Genomic DNA, 17,655 nt, shown 5'->3' with positions numbered 1-17,655 from the left:
TAAATAATTGCTTTAATAATTATGTTGTGTATTTCAATTTTAGAAGAATTTGATTAATCCTGGTTTTAAAGAGGGTCATTTACAACCCTTCATCTCATCTCATTAATCTCACTATATATTTACCCTCAGCAATCATTCAATTAAGCCTCTTTCAATAGATTAAAAACAAACTTTATCAATATTATCGTATCTTTGTGGGAAAAAAGTATGAAAAAACTCAATGAAATGCTCACGGTCCGAACCACCATATTTGCCACAGTGGTGGTTCTGGTGCTGCTTGCAGCTTTAATAACTATGGGACTCCTGACTCCTTTTATTGTCAGGCTCACCACAGGAGATAAAATCCTGCTGGACGAGGCCTATTTTAACAGGCGTGCGGCCCTTCCCACGCTTACCCTTGTGGGGCTCCTGGCCCTCTGCCTGATGCGCGGCATCTCGGGCAAAAAGGAAAGTCTTGCGGTGCTGGGCCTGGGAATCCTCGGATCAGGACTTTCTTTCTTCCTGTCCCCCTTTTCAAACCCCGCAGTCGATATCGCTTTTCCGCTCCTTGCAGCCGCCCTTTTTGCGGTTGTTTACAGGCTGCTTTCTTCCGGAGGCAAGAGTTTTGCAGGGACCGTTCGAAAGGCAAGTTCACACATTATCCACCTCGGAGTGGTCCTGCTGCTGGTGGGTATTCTCTTCAGCACGAATATGACCCAGGAAGATTCGGCCGTAATAAAGGTGAATGAACTCGGCAGTTTCGAGTCCGTGGGATATAACGTCATGGTCACGGACATCTCCTCCGGGATTGAAGGCAAGCCCTACGGAGGATACTCTGGTTCGGCTTACGTGAGCACGATTAAGTTCGACGTTTACCGGGGAAGCTGGCTCGTCGAGCAGGGGGAAGTAAAGTACATAAGCGATTTCAAATGGGGACAGTCTTACACAGAGACTTACATCCGGAGGGGGCTGCTGGACGAACTTTTTATAGCTCCAAAAGCTGTGGATACGAAAAACCTTACTGTTGACCTCTACGTTCGGAGGGTGCCCTTCATGTCCTGTCTCTGGGGCGGGTTTTACCTGATGGTAATCGGGATTGTGCTGATTTTAATTTCGGATTATGTTTCAGGAAAGACATCGAAAGAGCAGGGTTCCGGAGATAAAAAAAATCGGGGAATGAAAAAATGGTGATTGTATGAATATGGGAATGGTTTTAATCTGGGCGGCTTTTTTGCTGGGGCTTCTGGCCTCGGTAAGTTCTTTCGCCGGGTATTTAGAAAGAAAAACTTCCGATAAGAGCCGGAAATTCACGGCCCTTTCCGAAAAACTGGAACTTGCAGGCGGAAGTATTGTTGCGGTCGCAACTTTCCTGCTTGCCTATTACGTGTTCCATGTAAAGACTTCCTACGTTTACGTATTCCAGCATTCAAGTACCGATCTTGCCTGGTACTACAGGTTTTCGGCTCTCTGGGCAGGGCAGGAGGGTTCGTTTTTGCTCTGGACCTTCTTTATCTTCCTTATGTTAACCTTTATGCGGTACAGTAAAAGCGGAAAGGCCCTTAAGGACACGGAACTGCTTAACCTTACACGGGCGATCACCCTTGCTATTGCATCCGTATTCCTGCTGCTCCTGGCCCTGAAAAACCCCTTTTCCATGTATTATTTCACCCCTTCGGGGGCTGCAGGGACCACAAACTGGAACCCCTTTGTCGAAGCTTTTGTCATTCCCTACGGGCAGGGCATGAACCCCCTTCTCCGAAACCCCTGGATGGCGATCCATCCTCCCGTCCTCTTCCTGGGCTACGCGGCCTTTACCCTTCCTTTTTCAGCCACCTTTGCAGGGCTTGTCCTCGGAGACGAACGCTGGACCGGGCTTGCAAGTTCCTGGATGCGCACTTCCTGGCTTTACCTGACCCTTGGAATCGGCTTCGGAGCTTTCTGGGCTTACGAGGTGCTCGGCTGGGGGGCCTGGTACTGGACCTGGGACCCGGTGGAAACCTCCTCGCTGATACCCTGGCTTACCGCTACAGCCTACCTGCATGCAAAACTCAGACCAGGCGCGGAGGAATACCGTTTCCTCCTCCCCTTCCTCGCCATAGTGTCGTTTATCCTCGTCATAACCTCAACCTTCGTTACGAGAAGCGGACTCTGGGCCTCGGTGCACTCCTGGCAGGACTTTACTGATCAGGGAAAGGTAATTGCAGGTTTCCTGGCAGTGCTGCTCACTTCAAGTGCAGGCCTTCTGCTCAGGCGATATTACTCCGAGTAGGCGGTTACCCCAAACTAAAACCACTGGACATTCCAGAGGATAGCTGGTCAACGACCCGCCACTAAAGAAGCTGTCCGACAATTCAATTTCAAGGCAAAAACAGGTAAAAAAGAAGGTATATAAAGCCTTTAAATCGAAAAATACGGAATTTCGATATTATTGATAGTAATTGTCGGACAGCATGTAAAGCCCTGGAGCTTTCTGCTGCGTTCCTGTAAAGCGGATCCTACAAATTCGTTGTTTTTCCCGTTAGCATGGATTGTGACATAAGGTTCCTTCGGGAATCAGTTGGAAGAAGCCCATTAAATCTTTAGGTTTAGCGGTAATTTATATGAAAGACAGTACTCTCATCATAGAAGGGGATTTCGAAGCCGTAAGTACGGGCCTGAACGGAGGCCGTGGGTGTGTAAAGTATCTTTTTAACAGGCAGGTCCCGAGGACCTTCAACCCCCCGGACCCCGGCCAGTACTTAAAAGATGCTGGAGCAGCCCTGGGACTCGATGGGCCCTGTTTCGGGCTCCTGACCGCAGTTAAGATGGAATACCTGCAGGTCATCGAAGACGGTTATCTGACCGTTTTTGTAACGGCAGGGGTTAGCAACGGCTCCGAGTTCCGGGCAAAAAATAAAAAGATAGGGACCATCAATATCATTCTCCTCTCAAAGAAAAAACTGTCCGAAACCGCCCTTTTTGGAGCAATTATCACGGCCACGGAAGCCAAGGGCCTGGCCCTTCTGGAAAAAGGTTATGAATTTCTGGGGACAAACACGGATGCCGTGATAGTGGCCTACGAAAAGGCTGCAAAAATTGTGGTTGATGAAAAGGATTCAGGACCTGAGGAAACCACAGAAATCGAGTGCATACCGGAAATTCCCTATGCAGGTTCGAGCACGGAATTCGGAAAAATGATCACAAAAGCGGTTATTAAAGGGGTAAAGGCGGGTCTGGATCTAAGGGGAGAATAAATATAAAAAAAGTAAAATTGTGGAAAAAGCCTCTGGCTTTCAGTCCACAAGTGTAAAGTACATTCTCCTGTTACTCTTCCCCTTGTTCTGCAATTTGGATATTTTAATCCCTTTGATCTCTTCCGTGTTTTTAAGGTGAGTCCCGCCACAGGCTTCAATAGTGATGCCTTCAATCTCCACCAGGCGCACTTCCCGGATGTCTTCGGAAAAACCTTTTGCAAGTGTTGTAAGTCTGGTAAGTTTCTTCTCGGCCTCTTCTCGGCTGATCAGATAGAGGTTGATCGGGTGTTTTTCAGCGATTATGTCGTTTGCCATCTTTTCGTATTCGGCGAATTTGTCCCGGTCAAAGGCTTCAAGGCTGAAGTCCACGCGGCTCTTGTCAAGGCCCAGCTGATTTCCGGTAATCTGGGCCCCGGCTTCTTTTTCGATAACATTTGCGATGACATGGGTTGCGGTGTGCATGCGCATGTGCCTGTAGCGGCGCTCCCAGTCAATAAGGCCCTTTACTTTATCTCCGGGCTTGAGAGGGGAAACGGTTTCGTTCTCAGGGGTGATTTCATGGCTGACCTCGCTTCCGAATTTCCCTACATATACCACATCGAACCCGGCCCCGTCTTCTTCACGGATAAGTTTCCCGAGGTCGTGGGGCTGGCCTCCGCTTTCGGGGTAGAAGGCACTGTGGTCCAGGACAACGTATTTGCCGTCGCTTACTTTTTCCACGTTGGCTTCGAATTCTTTCAGGTAGCAGTCAAGGTAGTAGAGTACTTCTGTCATGGGTTTTCCTCATTCAAAATATTTTATTCGAAAAGCTCTATTTTTTGGGGGTTGTTTACTTTTAGCTATTATTAATCATGTCCAAAAATTAATCCGGAAAAGCCAGTTCCACGCCGCTATCAATTAACGCGACCTTTTCCCTGAGTTCTTCTTTTTTCTTTTCAAGGTCAGTGTTAAGTTTTTCCAGTTTTTTCATGGAAAGCTGCAGTTCCTCTCCTGCAAGCCTACACTTGCCCTGGAGTTTTGTCTCCTTTTGTTTCAGTTCCTCGAGGCCTCCAGCCCCAAGCTTTTTGAGTTCGGCCCGTTTTTCTTCTCGGGTCTGTACAGCCTCTAAATATTCTTTTTTTCGAGTTTCAAAATTCAGGACCGCGACTTCGGCCTGGGCCAGAGCTTTTTCTTTTTTCTGGGCTTTGAGGCCCAGAGTCGGGTCTTCAAAAAGTTTTTGAAGTTTCCGGAAAAAGGCGGGACTGGCTGTCTTCGGGTCTTCCAGGCAGGCATCAAGCTCTTTCCTGATTTCAGGGTTTAAGGTGTATCTGCCGGTTTCATGCAGTTTTTTGAGCCTGGTGAGGTTGTCTGAGAGGGGAAGTACGAGGGATGAAAGGTTCGATTCGGCCTTTTTGGTCAGGCCCCCGGCTTCCGCAAGTTCGGCTTCCAGCTTCCTGTAGTTCTGCCATTCCTCACTTTGCTCAAAATTTTCGTGGGCTTTGCGAGCCTCTTCGATTTCTCCCTCAAAGCTCCTTATTTTTTCTTTTTGTTGCCGGATTTCCTTTTTTCCGAGTTCGCTTGAAGCGGAGAGGTCCCGGATGGCCTGAAGGGTTTCCGAGGCGGTCTCATAAGCTTCGATTTCCTTTGAGTGGGTCCCGAAGCTTTCCTGAAGGGCTTTTAAGATCATCCCTAACTTTCCAAGGCTTTCCGTAACCTCTTTTGCCTCTTTCGGAAAAATGCCTCCTGCGTACCTTAAACTTCTGGACATATTTTCCACACAGGAATTTAGCTGGTGGGCGGTCTTTTCATGAAATTCCCCGAGACTTTTGACATCCTGGCTTTCCGGGATACTGATTTTTTCCACAAGGATTTCAATCTGTCTGGCCATGTTTTCCCTGTTGCTCTTTGCCCGTTTCACGGCCCGGACGTCAAAATCCCCAACAACCAGGGCCTCCGAAAGCCTTGTCTTGCTTTCCGTTATTTCCGGGAGGGAAGCCTCAAGGTCCTTTAATATGAGGGCGGCATTTTCAGATATTTCGCCGGAGAGTTTCTGAAAACCCGTCTCCAGCCATACAGGGAGTTCTTCCGGGCTTATTTTCCTTAAAACAGTTTCTGCAGGTTCACTTTCTTTTTTTCCAAAGAACTTTTTAATCCACTTCAATTGAGGCCTCCCTTACTCATTTGATAAAATGGTTAAGTATTTTAAATACTTGTTTAACAGAGTTCTATCTATATCGGCATCTATGTTGGGGTTTCTTCTATGAAAAATTATTCATATATTTGTAAACGGAAAAATTGAATCTTTGAAGCAATTTTTAATAATATAATTTTTATATAGCATGTCTTATAATTTACTGCATGGGATGAAATCGGGTCAGTAGAATATTCCTGCTTTTTCTCCACTATTAAAATTATGATCTAAACTGTATTTGTATTCTAAACTGTATCTATACTTCTAAACTGTATCTATACTTCTAAACGGTTTTTATCAATCCGGGGGGATTCATCTGGCTGCAAGTATTCTGGAACAGGCTATTCCATATACGAATGTAACGTTATCCATGCTGTTTTTTGCATTTATCATCTTAATCGTGGGGCTTATTGTTGTAAAATTCCTGGTCTCGATGTTCAGGACCGGGGTCCGGAAAACAAAGCTTCCTGAACTGGTAGTTGAGTTTCTGGCCCGTTTCTTGAGCGTGCTTCTCTACGTGATAGTAATCTTTGCGTTTCTCAAAACACTCGGCTTTGACGTGGACAGCTTTGTAGTCGGGCTTTCGGCAATCATAGGGCTGGTCCTGGCTTTCGGGATGCAGGATACTTTTATGAACCTGGCTTCAGGGGTCTGGATTGCGGCCCTTCGCCCGATTGACAAAGACGAATTCGTTAGCATAAACGGTGAGAGTGGCACAGTGAGGGCCGTTGGGCTCATGGCAACCGAGCTTTTGACCCCGGACAACCAGTTCATAACGATTCCCAACAAACTTGTCTGGGGCAGTCCCATTATCAATGCTACCCGCATGTCCACCCGGAGGGTCCCGGTGGCCGTTGGCATAAGTTATTCGGAAGACCTTGAAAAAGCTATCCGGGTTGCAAACGAGCTTATGAAAGGACACTCCCTTGTACTTTCCGACCCCGCCCCGGCCGTGGTCACCACGGAACTTGCTGATTCCTCGGTGAACCTGGAGCTTCGGGCCTGGACAAAGACAGCAGACTACTGGGCCGTAAAAAACGACCTGACTAAAGGCATCCTTGAAACTTATCGGAAAGAGGGAATCGATATTCCGTTTCCACAGATGGATTTACACACGATCCGGGCATAAAACCATCTTTTCGTTTCCATATCCTCACTTACCAGAGGGGACATTTTTTCCCTTACATATTTCTTTTTTTACCTGATTTGGGGGATTTCAACAGGTAATATGAAACATCGCGGCAACTTTACCTTTGGCTCGGTTCCAGTTTTCAATTGCCTCAGGGGTAGGCTGGAGTTCAACCTCACACTGCTTTTCTCTGAAAAAAGTCTCAGCTTCGTTTGAAAGTTCCACGAAACCGGTCTGGCCTGTACCTATGATCAGTTTTTCCATTCCGGTTTCGTAGATATGTCTGGCTTCTTCAAGAGAAAGGATGTGCGAGGTACCGTATATTTCTTTTGAAAGTTTTTTCTTTCGTTTCTCCACATTTCCGTCCCTGCGGATGAGGATGTCGTATTCGAACTTTTTTCCCTCAACCGTGATCGATCCGAAACTTGTTGAATCAATTTCAGGCCTCATACCGGAGGATTTGGGCGGGAAAAGATATAAATCTGGGGCCATCTTCTTTCCATATATTTAAAATTTCAGGGAAGTGTGAACATAGGCCGATATTCTTTAAACAAATTCATCGAAAGCACAGGAGAACACGACCTCGGGCAGGGAGTGTTTGAACTGGAACGCGACCGTCTGCTCGAAGTAAACCTTGAAGGCATGGTCTGGACCAAGCGGGGTTCCATGGTCGGATACACCGGGGACATTAAGTTCATCCGGGAAGGCTTGCTGGAGCACGGCTTTGGAAAACTTATGAAAAAATCGCTTACAGGGGAAGGGGTGAGCCTGACAAAAGCCGAAGGAAAAGGCAAACTCTACCTCGCTGACTCGGGGAAGAAAATCTCGGTCCTGAACCTTGAGAACGAGGCTATTTTTGTCAATGGAAATGATCTGCTGGCCTTTGACTCAGCTTTCAAAGAAGAGCTATTTTTGCCTTGATTTGCCACAAAAATCAGTGGCAAGGAAGATCCGTTAAAAAAAATATTTGTAAGGCCTAAGTTCTAAATTACATTTAAAAAGCCTATTGTATCTGTTTTTTGAAGAAATATCTTTATATACGTAGAACCTAAATTTATATCATGGTTTTTTTAAAACAGAAAATAATCAACGGTAAAAAATACTGGTATATTATTAAAACTGGCAGAATTGATGGAAAAGTGAAAACTATATGTAACTATTCAGCCATACTTTGAACAAAGGCAATTTTTCCTCGTTTCGAGGAAAAATTGCATATAAAATAACTCTATCTCTTCAGTATCATGCTTACACGTGAAGAGATTCTTGAAATCTATGAAGAAGGCCCTGAAGCAGTCGTTGCTGTAATTCAGAGACTTGAGACTATCATAGAGAAACAGGCTTCTCAAATTGCTGAACTTGAGGAACGTGTAAGGGTTTTAGAGGCTCGTCTAAATCAAAACAGCCAAAACAGCAGTAAACCTCCTTCTACTGACGTTTTTGTGAATGAAAAACCTAAACCTAAGAGTAGCCGCACAAGAAGTGGGAAAAAACCTGGTGGTCAAAAAGGTCATTCTGGAAGTACTTTCGAAATGGTTGGGGATCCTGACCATATAATATTTCATTCCCCTCACTGCTGTGAAAATTGTGGTCATGATCTTGAAGATACTGAAGTTCGGGACTGTGAACGCAGGCAAGAAGCTGATATTCCTCCTGTGAACATCATATTTACCGAACATCGTGCTGAGTCCAAGAAATGCCCTCACTGTGGGAAAATAAACAAAGGTACTTTTCCAGACTCTATAAAATTCCCTATTCAATATGGACCTCGCCTTTTATCCTCTCTTGTATATTTAAGGAACTTTCAATTGATTCCTTATAAACGGATTTGTGATTTGTCAGAGGACTTTTATGGAATACGTATCAGCCCTGCTACCATAAAAAGAGCTGAAAAGGAATTATTCCAGAAATTGGAACCTTTCGAAAAAGCTGTTTTCGAACATCTACGGGTAGCCTATTCTGTACATTGTGATGAAACAGGAATGAGGGTTTTAGGGACAAAATGGTGGCTCCATGTTGTTTCAAACAGTCTGTGGACATACTATTTTGTACATCCAAAAAGAGGATCAGAGGCAATGAATGCTTTGGGTTTTCTTCCAGAATACAAGGGGGTAGTAGTTCATGATGGTTGGGCATCATACAACAAATATGGATGTGAACATGCTCTCTGCAATGCTCATCTTAAGAGGGACCTCACTGGAGTTGAAGAGAATTTTGAGCAGCAATGGGCTAAAAAAGTAAATGAACTTCTGAGTGAAGTAAAAAAATATACCGACGAATGCAGAGAAATGGAAATTCCAATAGATCCAATAAAAGTCAGGGCATTCGAGGAAATATACGATAAAATAATTAAAGAGGGAATTGAAGAAAATCCACCTCCTGACCTCTCAAAACAGGTTAAAAAAAGAGGAAGACCAGCACAAACAAAAGCAAAGAATCTCCTTGATAGGTTCATAAAATACAAGGATAGGATTCTGAAATTCCTCAATGACCTGAGAGTTCCATTTGATAATAATCAAGCAGAGCGAGACATCAGAATGATGAAGCTACAACAGAAGATTTCGGGAACTTTCCGAAGCATCGAAGGAGCGGTAGCTTTCTGCAGAATTCGGGGATACATATCCACTATTAGAAAGAATAGCTTGAATGTCATGGATGCTATTCGAGCGGCGCTCAATGGAGCGCCGCTATTATCCGATAGTTGCAACATTAGCTGAAACTATGCTTTTTTTATCAGTAGGCTGAATAGTTACAACTATATTTCAGATATATTTAGGCAATGCCGAAAAAATATTTGAAATGAAAAAACAGAGTGAATCATTGCCCTACATGAAACTGAAATCTTTTGAGTACGGCAAACTTGCCGCACTTCTTCATGTGAATGAAGAGCTTGGATTCGTTGACATAGTGAACAAGCACACTATGAAAAAATCAATCGATGGTTTAAGTGTCGGAGAGTATCTTTTACTTGATATAGTGGGGAAATCTCATGGAGTTTTAAGTGAAAACGGTATTGGGGAATGGTTCAAAAAATCGGCCTTATCTTTTAAGTGGAAATTCCCTCATAAATTAAATTGTCAGAATTTTTTGAATCATATGAATTACATTGATTCCGACACAATGAAAAATATTGAAGACGATTTGTGCCGAGTTCTCATCGAAAAAGGACTAACCCCTTCAGTACTGTTTGTGGATGAATCAAACTGGTTCACTTATGCTACCAATTATGATGAAAAAAGTGAATTGCTTCATAAAGGGTATAACAAAAAGCATCGTAAAGACAAAAATCAGGTATCTGTAGCGCTGGCTGCTAATGATTACAACTTACCTTTTATTCACGAGACATATCCAGGAAATGTGCATGATTCAGAGGAATTTTCAGGTCTGGTTGACAAAATAGTAAACCGTCTAACCGAATTGAATATTTGTTCGGAAGACCTTGTTCTTGTTTTTGATAAGGGAAACAATTCAAAGGACAACATTGAAAAAGCAACTTCAAAGATGAATTTTGTAGGGGCTGTAAAAGCAAATCAGGCAGATGATCTTCTTGAAGTGCCATTATCTAAATATCAATTTTTATATGAAAGCTCAGAAGGCCACAAAATTTATGGCTATCGGACAAAGCATCAGTTTTACGGGACAGAATTTACAACAGTAATTACTTTCAATGAAGGAACTCACAAACTTCAAAAAAGAACTTGTGAGTCAAATATGTCAAAAATAACTGAGAATCTGGAAGACCTACAGAGGAGACTGGAAAGCAACAGAGGAAAAGCAAGAAACAGGAGCAGTGTAGAAAAAGAGGTTGCAGACATTATTATCAAAAAATACAGAAGTATGGTGAAATATGAAATTACTGATGCTCCTGAAGGTAAGAAAAAACCTCAGTTAAAGTTCTGGATTGACGAAGAGAATAAAAATAAGCGCGAAAATTCATTAGGAAAAAATATACTATTTACAGATAAGCACCGTTGGCACACTAAAAAAATTGTGCAAACATACAACAATAAAGGCGCTATAGAGGATGATTTTAAGCTATTGAATGATCACCTGCTTGTCCCTGTGGGACCGGTGTACCACCACAAAGATGAAAATATCAAAGTTCACGTATTTCTGTCTATAATTGGCTTACTTTTCTACAGATATTTAGCCTGGGAGACAAAGAGATATGGTCTTTCTATGAGAAGACTAATTGAAAATTTGTCCGAAATTAGGCTGGCAGTTATCCAGGATAAAGAATCAAATAAGTGTAATATTATTCTGGAAGAGATGAGTACAAAGCAAGCATCATTATTTTCTTTCTTGAACTTGGGTAATTACCTGCCACCCCAATAAAAACGTCATCAGTAGGATTATTCATTCCTTAGGCCCACACAAACAAAGCCGCTTGATAACGGAAAAACATGCATCTTTGAAAGTAAAGTTTGAAAACAGCATTTCCTGGGATATCCGGATGATGAAAAAGATCGCAGGAATGCTCTCAGGTGGGCTTTTCAATGTAAAACTCGAAGGCACCGGGATGGTTGCAATCACCACGCATTACGACCCCCTGACCCTGAAGGTTACGGAAGACAGGCCTGTTTTCACGGACCCGAACGCCACGGTTGCCTGGTCCGGAAATCTGGAGCCCGAGATCCGGGCGGACGTTTCCCTGAAAACTTTTGTTGGCAGAAGCAGCGGGGAGTCCATTCAGATGATGTTTCGGGGCAAGGGCTTTGTGGTAATCCAGCCCTATGAGGAAGTTTATTTTCAGGCCCAGCCCTGAATTAAACTTTTTCGATTTTAATTATTTTTTCACTTTTTTATTTTTCGATTCCTTTATTTTCTGATTTTTTTCTTTCTTCCTGTCTTTGTTTTTCTTTTCTTGATTTTTCCATTCCTTCTTCCACTGCTTCTCTTATGATGTATCCGGCCTCATGCAGGATGGTATCTCTGAGCTGTGGGTCCCGGTCCATGCTGGCGGTGCATGGGTAGGAGTGGTGGGCCCCTGAGATTAATTCCTTATAGTCCGAAACCTCCTTCCACCCGAGTTTTTTTGCCACGAACCAGGTCGAACCGCAGGGGGCATCCCTGAGCACCCCTACCGCTTTAATGAACTTTCCGTTCGGGCTCAGTTCGATCCTGAGCACGGGTTTTCCGAAGCCCATGTCCACGAAAGCGTCAATCAGTTCTCCTTTTCCTGTTTTTTCAAGGGAACAAAAAGGCTTTGGGGCGGCAAACTCAATGCCTTTCGCTTCCAGGTTCTGTCTGAGCTGTTCCACCACTCCCGCAGGCGTGGCCTTTGAATCTTCAACCGGGACGATGACGGCTTTTGCTCCGGTTTTGTCCACCACGGTGGAAAGGGCTGCCAGGATGTCGGGGTGCAGCCCTAAGGCAAGCACAAGGTCACATTCGGGAAGTTTCGGGGGCAGGTACTGTTCGGGCTCTTCAATGAAGGGGGGTAGGTCTTCGGGAAATTCGTGGATTCCCACAATCATTCCGGCATAAGACTTCCTGGCCTGCCGGCAGTGGTCGCAGAGTTCCCCGCAGGAGACGCAGAAGTTGTCGGGGTTTATAAGGTTCAGGATAACTTTTATTCCGAAAACGCCGGAGTAAAGGACAAGAATACGCATTTGATCACCTCGGTTTTGAGGACCGTTAACAGGTCTTTGCAGGTAAAATCCGCTTACAGGCTAATTTCTACGCTTACGGGTCTGTGTTTGCAACCTGATATTTTACACTTACAGATCTACATAATTACAGCTTGAAATTCCACACTTGCAAATCGATGTTTCCGGATATGAACGAGTTTTTCCGGTACCGGATTATACCAATTAATTTGTTTTCCGTGCTATAAATACAGGAAGTATCAGGATAGAAAGTTAAGATCGAAAACAAAGATAGAAAGCTAAAATAGAAAATCGGGTAGAAAGCTGAACTGTTAAATATAATTGGGTGATTGTAATTTCACAATGAGTTCATTTCTTGTTCCGTAAGGAGGGATTTTTATGAAAAATAAAACTATTGAACGTTTTTCTGTTTTACTTGCCTTGCTTTTTCTGGCTACGGCTTTTTCCGGCTGTGTCGGTGAAGATTCTGGCGGGGCTGGTGAATACAAAGCAGTGGAGACCTCAAATGAAGAGGTTTTTCCGGAACTGGACCCCAATGAGGTGACAACGACCTGGGATTCGTCTCATCTGGTTGAAAGCCAGGAGGCTGCGCTGGAGGAGTTTGAGATAATAAAAGCACAGTCTGAGGACGTTAATAAGATATTCCGTCCGGCTTTTGAGACTTTAAACGGTACTGTTTTACTGGAATATCTGGAAACCGAAAAGGAATTTTCTAAAGCTCTGGAGATTCTGTATATATACGCCTATGTTGAAAACAGTCTGGATGTAAATGACGTTTTTTTCGAAACCCTGCTCATGGACTTGCAGGATCTGGCCATGGAACATGGAAAGAGTATTGCATTTGTAGAGGTAAAACTGACATCCCTTACAGAGCCCGAATGGGAACAAATTTTTACGGAAGAGCCCGGGCTTGATTCCTACCATCCTTACCTTGAGGCAAATTACATCCGTTTTGCGGAGCACAGTTCCCGGAATGAAGAGGAGGCTGCGTATCTGGCAGAGCTTTCGAATGAACGCATGAAACTGCAAACAGTGGCTCTGAAAGAGATCACCAATAACGTTACAGCTGCCGGGAACATCACTCTTGAAAACGGGGAAGAATTTACGGTTAATTCCCAGTCCTATTATGCCCTTATGTCAACCGACCCGAATCGCGAGAACCGAAAAGCCTGTTATGATAAATATTTTTACCATCTGCTCAATGAATCCGATAAAATGGCGGCCCTTTATTCTGAAAAAGCGGAACTTGACGACCGGGCTGCCCGGGAACTTAACTATGCGGACTATTATGAGGCCAGACTCTTCGGGCTCTATCTCAAAGAAACTCAGGTAGAGGATATGAATTCGGTCTTCAAGGCCCGTAAAGGTGTTTTTGAAGGCTATAACGATTTCAGGAGGCAAAAAATGGGGCTTGAGACTTTAAAGCCCTATGATATGAGTTTACAGTTAATGGAAAACCCTGGACAGGGGACTAATTATACGGATACCCTGCTCAAAATTCAAAAGTCGTATTCAAAGATGGACCCGAGGTTCAACGAAGTTTTCTTAAAGACCGTGACAGGAAATTACATTGACGTGTATCCTGCTCCTGAAAGTGGAAAACAACCGGGTGGGTACTGTTTCCCCCTCGTTGCTCTTCAATCCCCTTCAATGATTTTTATGAACTACAGGGGCCTGCTTAACGACCAGAAAACCATTTCCCATGAAATGGGCCATGCGATCCATTTCTACCTGATGGGCAATACCGTGGATTACCTCTACTGCAATCCCTCGGAGTACGAGGCAGAAATTGCTTCTACCTTCAGTGAGGAACTCTTTGTGGACTACGTACTCGCAAACAGTGACAGGGATACGGCAGAAGCGGTACTAACCCAGCATGTAGGGGACTATCAGAAGTATTTCTCATACGCGCCTTTGATTAGTGAATTCGAAAGGGATGCTCATATCCTCTGTGCCGAAAACGGGCAGGTAAACGGGGAAGAACTCAATGCTCTCTGGACCAACCTTTCAAAAGAATACGTAAGTGATTCCATTGAATACTATCCGGAGAATTCAGCGGCCTGGACTCCTGTCCTTCACATTTACCTAAGCAACAATTACTATGCTTTTAACTACGCGGTTTCGGAGGCAATAACCCTTGCTCTCTTTAAGCAGTACAGGGAAGATCCTGAGGTCTTCAATGAAAACTATATTGAATACCTTTCTGCAGGTACGACGATGCCTCCCGAAGCCAAACTGGAAAAGTACTTCGGGATAAGGATTGACAAACAGCTCTTTGAGGATGCGATGGACGTTGCTGAACTCCGGATAAAAGAGTTGAATGAATTAAGTGAAGCGGAAAACGGTTTAAGTCCGGGATTATTTAAATCGGAGGTTTATATAGGAAGTTAAACTCTAAAATCGTTGAAATATTGGTTGAAGGCGAAAAGACAAACAGGCCTTTTGCTTTCAATTTTTACTTTTTTACCTTTTCAAACACTTTGATGGTCTATTTGTATTAGGTTGGTATTATTTTAATTGATAGAATGGGGCCTTAAGCTCTTTTTTTCTGTTTTTTGCTATTTTTTGAAATTGACCTGCAAGTCAACGTAAAGAACCACGGATAGACACTGATATATACGTTTTTTTAAAAAAAGGCCGGCCGCAGGTGCGGCCGGTAGGTACTTCAAGCCTGATTTAAAATTCAAAGGATAACTTCTTCAGTCTCCCAGTTTAAGGGCCTGGTGCGGGCACATCTTGATGCACATCCCGCAGCGGATGCATTTTTTTTCATCCACGCAGAGGTTCCAGTCCTCATCAAAGGTGTAGACCTTCATGGGGCAGACCGAGATGCAGGCCCCGCATTCCACGCATTCTTCCTCGTCCCGGTGGATGGGCTGGTCAAGGATGGAGACGAAAGCCCCTCTTTCTTCGAGGGCTTCTTTAATTTTGTTGAAATGGGCATCTTCCATGTCGGCGATCAGTTCCCCATAGGTCGAGTCGATGTTTGCGACCATGATATTCAGGGGGATGCCTGTCCTGATCATGGATTCGGCTATGATGGGGTTCTGGGTCCGCTCGGTCGGAATGATGATTTTTATCTTCATTTTCAGTACCTCCTTGCAAGGAGCTTGCTTATGTTGTCACTCGTGATGATTCCCACGACATGCCTATTGGAGTCGATTACGGGCATAGCCGAAACCTTATTGGTGTCCAGTCTCCGGGCGGCAAGGTCCACGGGCTCGTTTGGAGTGCAGGTAAGCACTTTCTTTGTCATAATGCTCTCAACCGAATCAAATATGTTTCCCGCAACGGCTTTTGAGATATCCCAGGCGGTCACGATTCCCTGGAGTTCTCCCGTGTCCGAGACAACTGCAAGGTGGTTAAAGGAGTTTTCCCAGATCTTCTTTGCCGCTTCCCGGACCGTATGTTTTCCTTCGATAGTCACGAAAAAGTCGGACATTACATCCTTTACGAGGGGGATTGCCAGGGTCTGCTTCATGGGCTTAACCACGCCGGTTCTTGAGAGCCTTTCTACGGGAGTGCTGATGAAGAATTTTCCGTGTTTTACCCATTCTTTCAGTTCGTTTGCAATCTTCCTTGCGTTCTTGAAACTTGACATGGAGGAGGTTGGGGTTTCCTTTCCATTGATGTCCACCATGCCTGAGCGAAGTTCACTGTAGTTGACTTCCCTGATAACAGGTTTGTCCCGGCTTCCTGCCCCGTAGTCCAGGATCTCGGTTACGATATCCCTGTCAGTTACAGCGCTTGCCTTTGCAATTTTTTCGTTAAGGATTGGAATTGGGATGCCTATGCCCATGTAAAGTGTGGAGCCATAGCCCGTAAAGGAGGCTGCTCGCACGTAGTCGGAACTCATTTCTTTGAGGTTTCCTTTGAGCATAAGGGTCCCGAAACCGTTTGTTGGGGAGTTCTGGGTCCCGTTTCCTATGACGTAGCCCTGGGCTCCTCCCATGAAGATCCTCGTGCCCAGGCCAATGGTTTCGTAGTCAGGGTCATTGGACAGCGGGGAGAGCACCCCTGCGCCGGAGTAGGTGACGTTTCCGAATTTGGGGAGGAGTTCTCCCATGTAAGTGTGCAGGATTCTCTTTGAACTGTTGGTTGCAGCTGCGTAATTCTGGTAAGCGTTCCTGGGGTTCAGGAGGATAGCTTCGTTTAAATCATCGAGAGTGAGAGTTGTATCAAGTACTTTTCTGGGATAGCAGTCGGTCCCGCAAGAGGTTGCATGGACGTTAATTTCCTTTCCGCGGATCAGATCTTCTATTACGTGGGCTCCTCCGTACTCTATTCCTCTGGTTTCCGAGATTTGAGCGGCTCCGAGGTAGGCGTCCACGGCCGCAAGCCCGCTGTAAGCTTCCACGTCATTGAGCCAGACCTTCTGGATTTTAATGGGGGGTTCGGAGTGGCCGAGGTTAAACATGAGCCCTGAAGAGCACATGGCACCGAAAGTGCCTGTGGTAACAACATCAACTTCCCTGGCAGCTCCCTTTGCGCCAAGTTCTTCCACAATTCCGACCATTTCCTCGGCTGTGACGACGTTGACGCTCCCGTCTTCTATTTTTTTATTAATCTCTTGAACCGATTTTTCAACCATGCAGGTTTCCTCTTTTATATATTTTTTTCCTGTTTTGTAATAATTGTCCGTAATATATATTACTTATGGTAATCTAAAGCCACGTTACAATCCTGAATTTTTTTGTTACAGGGACGCAGCAGAAAGCCCCAGGGCTTTACAGGCTATCCGACAATTACTATCAGTAATATTAAAATTCCTTCTTTTTCGATTTAAAGGCTTTATATGCCTTATTTTTTACCTGTTTTTGCCTGAAATTGAATTGTCGGACAGCTTCTTTAGCGTGGGGTAGTTCACTCAAGGTTCCTGTTATTCAGTAAGTTTCTTATGCTTAAAGGTCTTTACCGATCCATTTAAAAAAGGTGATTTTTTTTGACACGTATACTTGCGACCGGAACCTTTGACCTCCTGCATCCGGGGCACGTCTATTTCCTGGACAGGGCCCGGTCCCTTGGAGATGAACTCTATGTTATCGTTGCCCGGGATTCAAATATAACCCACAAGCCAAAACCCATTGTACCCGAAGAACAGCGGCTTGAGATGGTAAGTGCCCTCAGAGTGGTGAATTTTGCCCTCCTGGGAAGTGAAAACGACATTTTCGAGCCTTTAATAGAAATCAGGCCGGATATCATCGCTCTTGGCTATGACCAGTACTTCGAGATCGAAAAACTGGAAAGCGAACTGAAAAAACGCGGGCTCCCTTCAAAGGTTGTCCGGATACCTCTCTCGAAAGAATGCCCTCTTTGCAGTAGCGGAGCGATTATAAAAGAAGTCCTTAAACGAGACGGGTAAACTTTTTTCCTTTACCTTTTTTTGCCCCATACATTTGCCCCATACCCGCAAAAGAGCTTTTTACTGGATGATTTTGGGGGCTACTCCCTCGGCTGGATGTGGAGGTCTGCCCCTTTGCTTCGGGACAGTTCCGTGAACTACCCGCTAAATCTAAAGATTTAATGGGTTTTCTGCTG

Annotated in this window: 15 protein-coding genes and 1 pseudogene; 10 read left to right on the top strand and 6 right to left on the bottom strand. The window is 44.6% G+C overall.

Annotated elements, in window-relative coordinates; genetic code table 11:
* Positions 1-207: 207 nt before the first annotated feature.
* The 3 genes from ACZ5QV_RS02395 (at position 208) to ACZ5QV_RS02385 (ending at position 3,212) form a co-directional block, all read left to right on the top strand.
* Positions 208-1,170, top strand: coding sequence for a cytochrome c-type biogenesis CcmF C-terminal domain-containing protein (locus ACZ5QV_RS02395; RefSeq protein WP_464601062.1), 963 nt, complete (start codon positions 208-210; stop codon positions 1,168-1,170).
* A gap of 16 nt (positions 1,171-1,186) precedes the next feature.
* Positions 1,187-2,248: a cytochrome c biogenesis protein CcsA gene (ccsA, locus tag ACZ5QV_RS02390; RefSeq protein ID WP_464601061.1), complete on the top strand. Its 1,062-nt coding sequence runs from the start codon at positions 1,187-1,189 to the stop codon at positions 2,246-2,248.
* Between the two features lie 331 nt (positions 2,249-2,579).
* Entirely contained in the window at positions 2,580-3,212 is a 633-nt protein-coding gene (locus ACZ5QV_RS02385) for an adenosylcobinamide amidohydrolase (RefSeq protein WP_464601060.1), read from the top strand.
* Positions 3,213-3,251: 39 nt separating this feature from the next.
* Here ACZ5QV_RS02385 and alaXM read toward each other — a convergent pair whose 3' ends face one another.
* Complete coding sequence (gene alaXM / locus ACZ5QV_RS02380; protein ID WP_464601059.1) at positions 3,252-3,986, bottom strand: alanyl-tRNA editing protein AlaXM; 735 nt, start codon at positions 3,984-3,986, stop codon at positions 3,252-3,254.
* A gap of 88 nt (positions 3,987-4,074) precedes the next feature.
* On the bottom strand, positions 4,075-5,352 hold the full coding sequence (locus tag ACZ5QV_RS02375) for a cell surface protein (protein WP_464601058.1): 1,278 nt from the start codon (positions 5,350-5,352) through the stop codon (positions 4,075-4,077).
* A 400-nt stretch (positions 5,353-5,752) separates the two neighbouring features.
* Between ACZ5QV_RS02375 and ACZ5QV_RS02370 the strand changes: the two genes are divergently transcribed.
* A complete protein-coding gene (locus ACZ5QV_RS02370) occupies positions 5,753-6,511 on the top strand; it encodes a mechanosensitive ion channel family protein (RefSeq protein WP_464601057.1) in 759 nt (252 codons plus the stop codon).
* 87 nt (positions 6,512-6,598) lie between these two features.
* On the opposite strand, the gene ACZ5QV_RS02365 is transcribed toward ACZ5QV_RS02370, so the two are convergent.
* On the bottom strand, positions 6,599-6,961 hold the full coding sequence (locus ACZ5QV_RS02365) for an Mth938-like domain-containing protein (RefSeq protein WP_464602007.1): 363 nt from the start codon (positions 6,959-6,961) through the stop codon (positions 6,599-6,601).
* 75 nt (positions 6,962-7,036) lie between these two features.
* On the opposite strand from ACZ5QV_RS02365, the gene ACZ5QV_RS02360 reads away from it, so the two are divergent.
* From ACZ5QV_RS02360 to ACZ5QV_RS02345, 4 genes and pseudogenes are all read left to right on the top strand, one after another.
* Positions 7,037-7,432, top strand: coding sequence for an AIM24 family protein (locus ACZ5QV_RS02360; protein WP_464601056.1), 396 nt, complete (start codon positions 7,037-7,039; stop codon positions 7,430-7,432).
* Positions 7,433-7,752: 320 nt separating this feature from the next.
* Positions 7,753-9,225, top strand: coding sequence for an IS66 family transposase (tnpC, locus tag ACZ5QV_RS02355; RefSeq protein WP_464599339.1), 1,473 nt, complete (start codon positions 7,753-7,755; stop codon positions 9,223-9,225).
* A 31-nt stretch (positions 9,226-9,256) separates the two neighbouring features.
* Positions 9,257-10,843 (top strand): annotated as a pseudogene (locus ACZ5QV_RS02350) (IS1634 family transposase); the annotation flags it as partial.
* A gap of 52 nt (positions 10,844-10,895) precedes the next feature.
* On the top strand, positions 10,896-11,273 hold the full coding sequence (locus ACZ5QV_RS02345) for an AIM24 family protein (RefSeq protein WP_464601055.1): 378 nt from the start codon (positions 10,896-10,898) through the stop codon (positions 11,271-11,273).
* Positions 11,274-11,310: 37 nt separating this feature from the next.
* On the opposite strand, the gene ACZ5QV_RS02340 is transcribed toward ACZ5QV_RS02345, so the two are convergent.
* Positions 11,311-12,120 (bottom strand): DUF166 domain-containing protein, encoded by an 810-nt coding sequence (locus tag ACZ5QV_RS02340; protein ID WP_464601054.1) that lies wholly within the window; start codon positions 12,118-12,120, stop codon positions 11,311-11,313.
* A gap of 375 nt (positions 12,121-12,495) precedes the next feature.
* Here ACZ5QV_RS02340 and ACZ5QV_RS02335 point away from each other — a divergent pair, with 375 nt between their 5' ends.
* The gene (locus tag ACZ5QV_RS02335; RefSeq protein ID WP_464601053.1) at positions 12,496-14,508 is read left to right on the top strand and encodes a M3 family oligoendopeptidase; all 2,013 of its coding nucleotides are present in this window, start codon (positions 12,496-12,498) and stop codon (positions 14,506-14,508) included.
* A 308-nt stretch (positions 14,509-14,816) separates the two neighbouring features.
* Here ACZ5QV_RS02335 and ACZ5QV_RS02330 read toward each other — a convergent pair whose 3' ends face one another.
* Positions 14,817-15,203, bottom strand: coding sequence for a 4Fe-4S binding protein (locus ACZ5QV_RS02330; RefSeq protein WP_464601052.1), 387 nt, complete (start codon positions 15,201-15,203; stop codon positions 14,817-14,819).
* 2 nt (positions 15,204-15,205) lie between these two features.
* Entirely contained in the window at positions 15,206-16,708 is a 1,503-nt protein-coding gene (locus ACZ5QV_RS02325) for an L-aspartate semialdehyde sulfurtransferase (protein WP_464601051.1), read from the bottom strand.
* Positions 16,709-17,059: 351 nt separating this feature from the next.
* On the opposite strand from ACZ5QV_RS02325, the gene ACZ5QV_RS02320 reads away from it, so the two are divergent.
* Positions 17,060-17,479: an FAD synthase family protein gene (locus ACZ5QV_RS02320; protein ID WP_464601050.1), complete on the top strand. Its 420-nt coding sequence runs from the start codon at positions 17,060-17,062 to the stop codon at positions 17,477-17,479.
* The last annotated feature ends 176 nt before the right edge of the window (positions 17,480-17,655 follow it).

This window comes from Methanosarcina baltica (assembly GCF_055394095.1).
The sequence above is the reverse complement of the archived record's forward strand: the minus strand, read 5'-3'. Positions and strand labels throughout refer to the sequence as shown.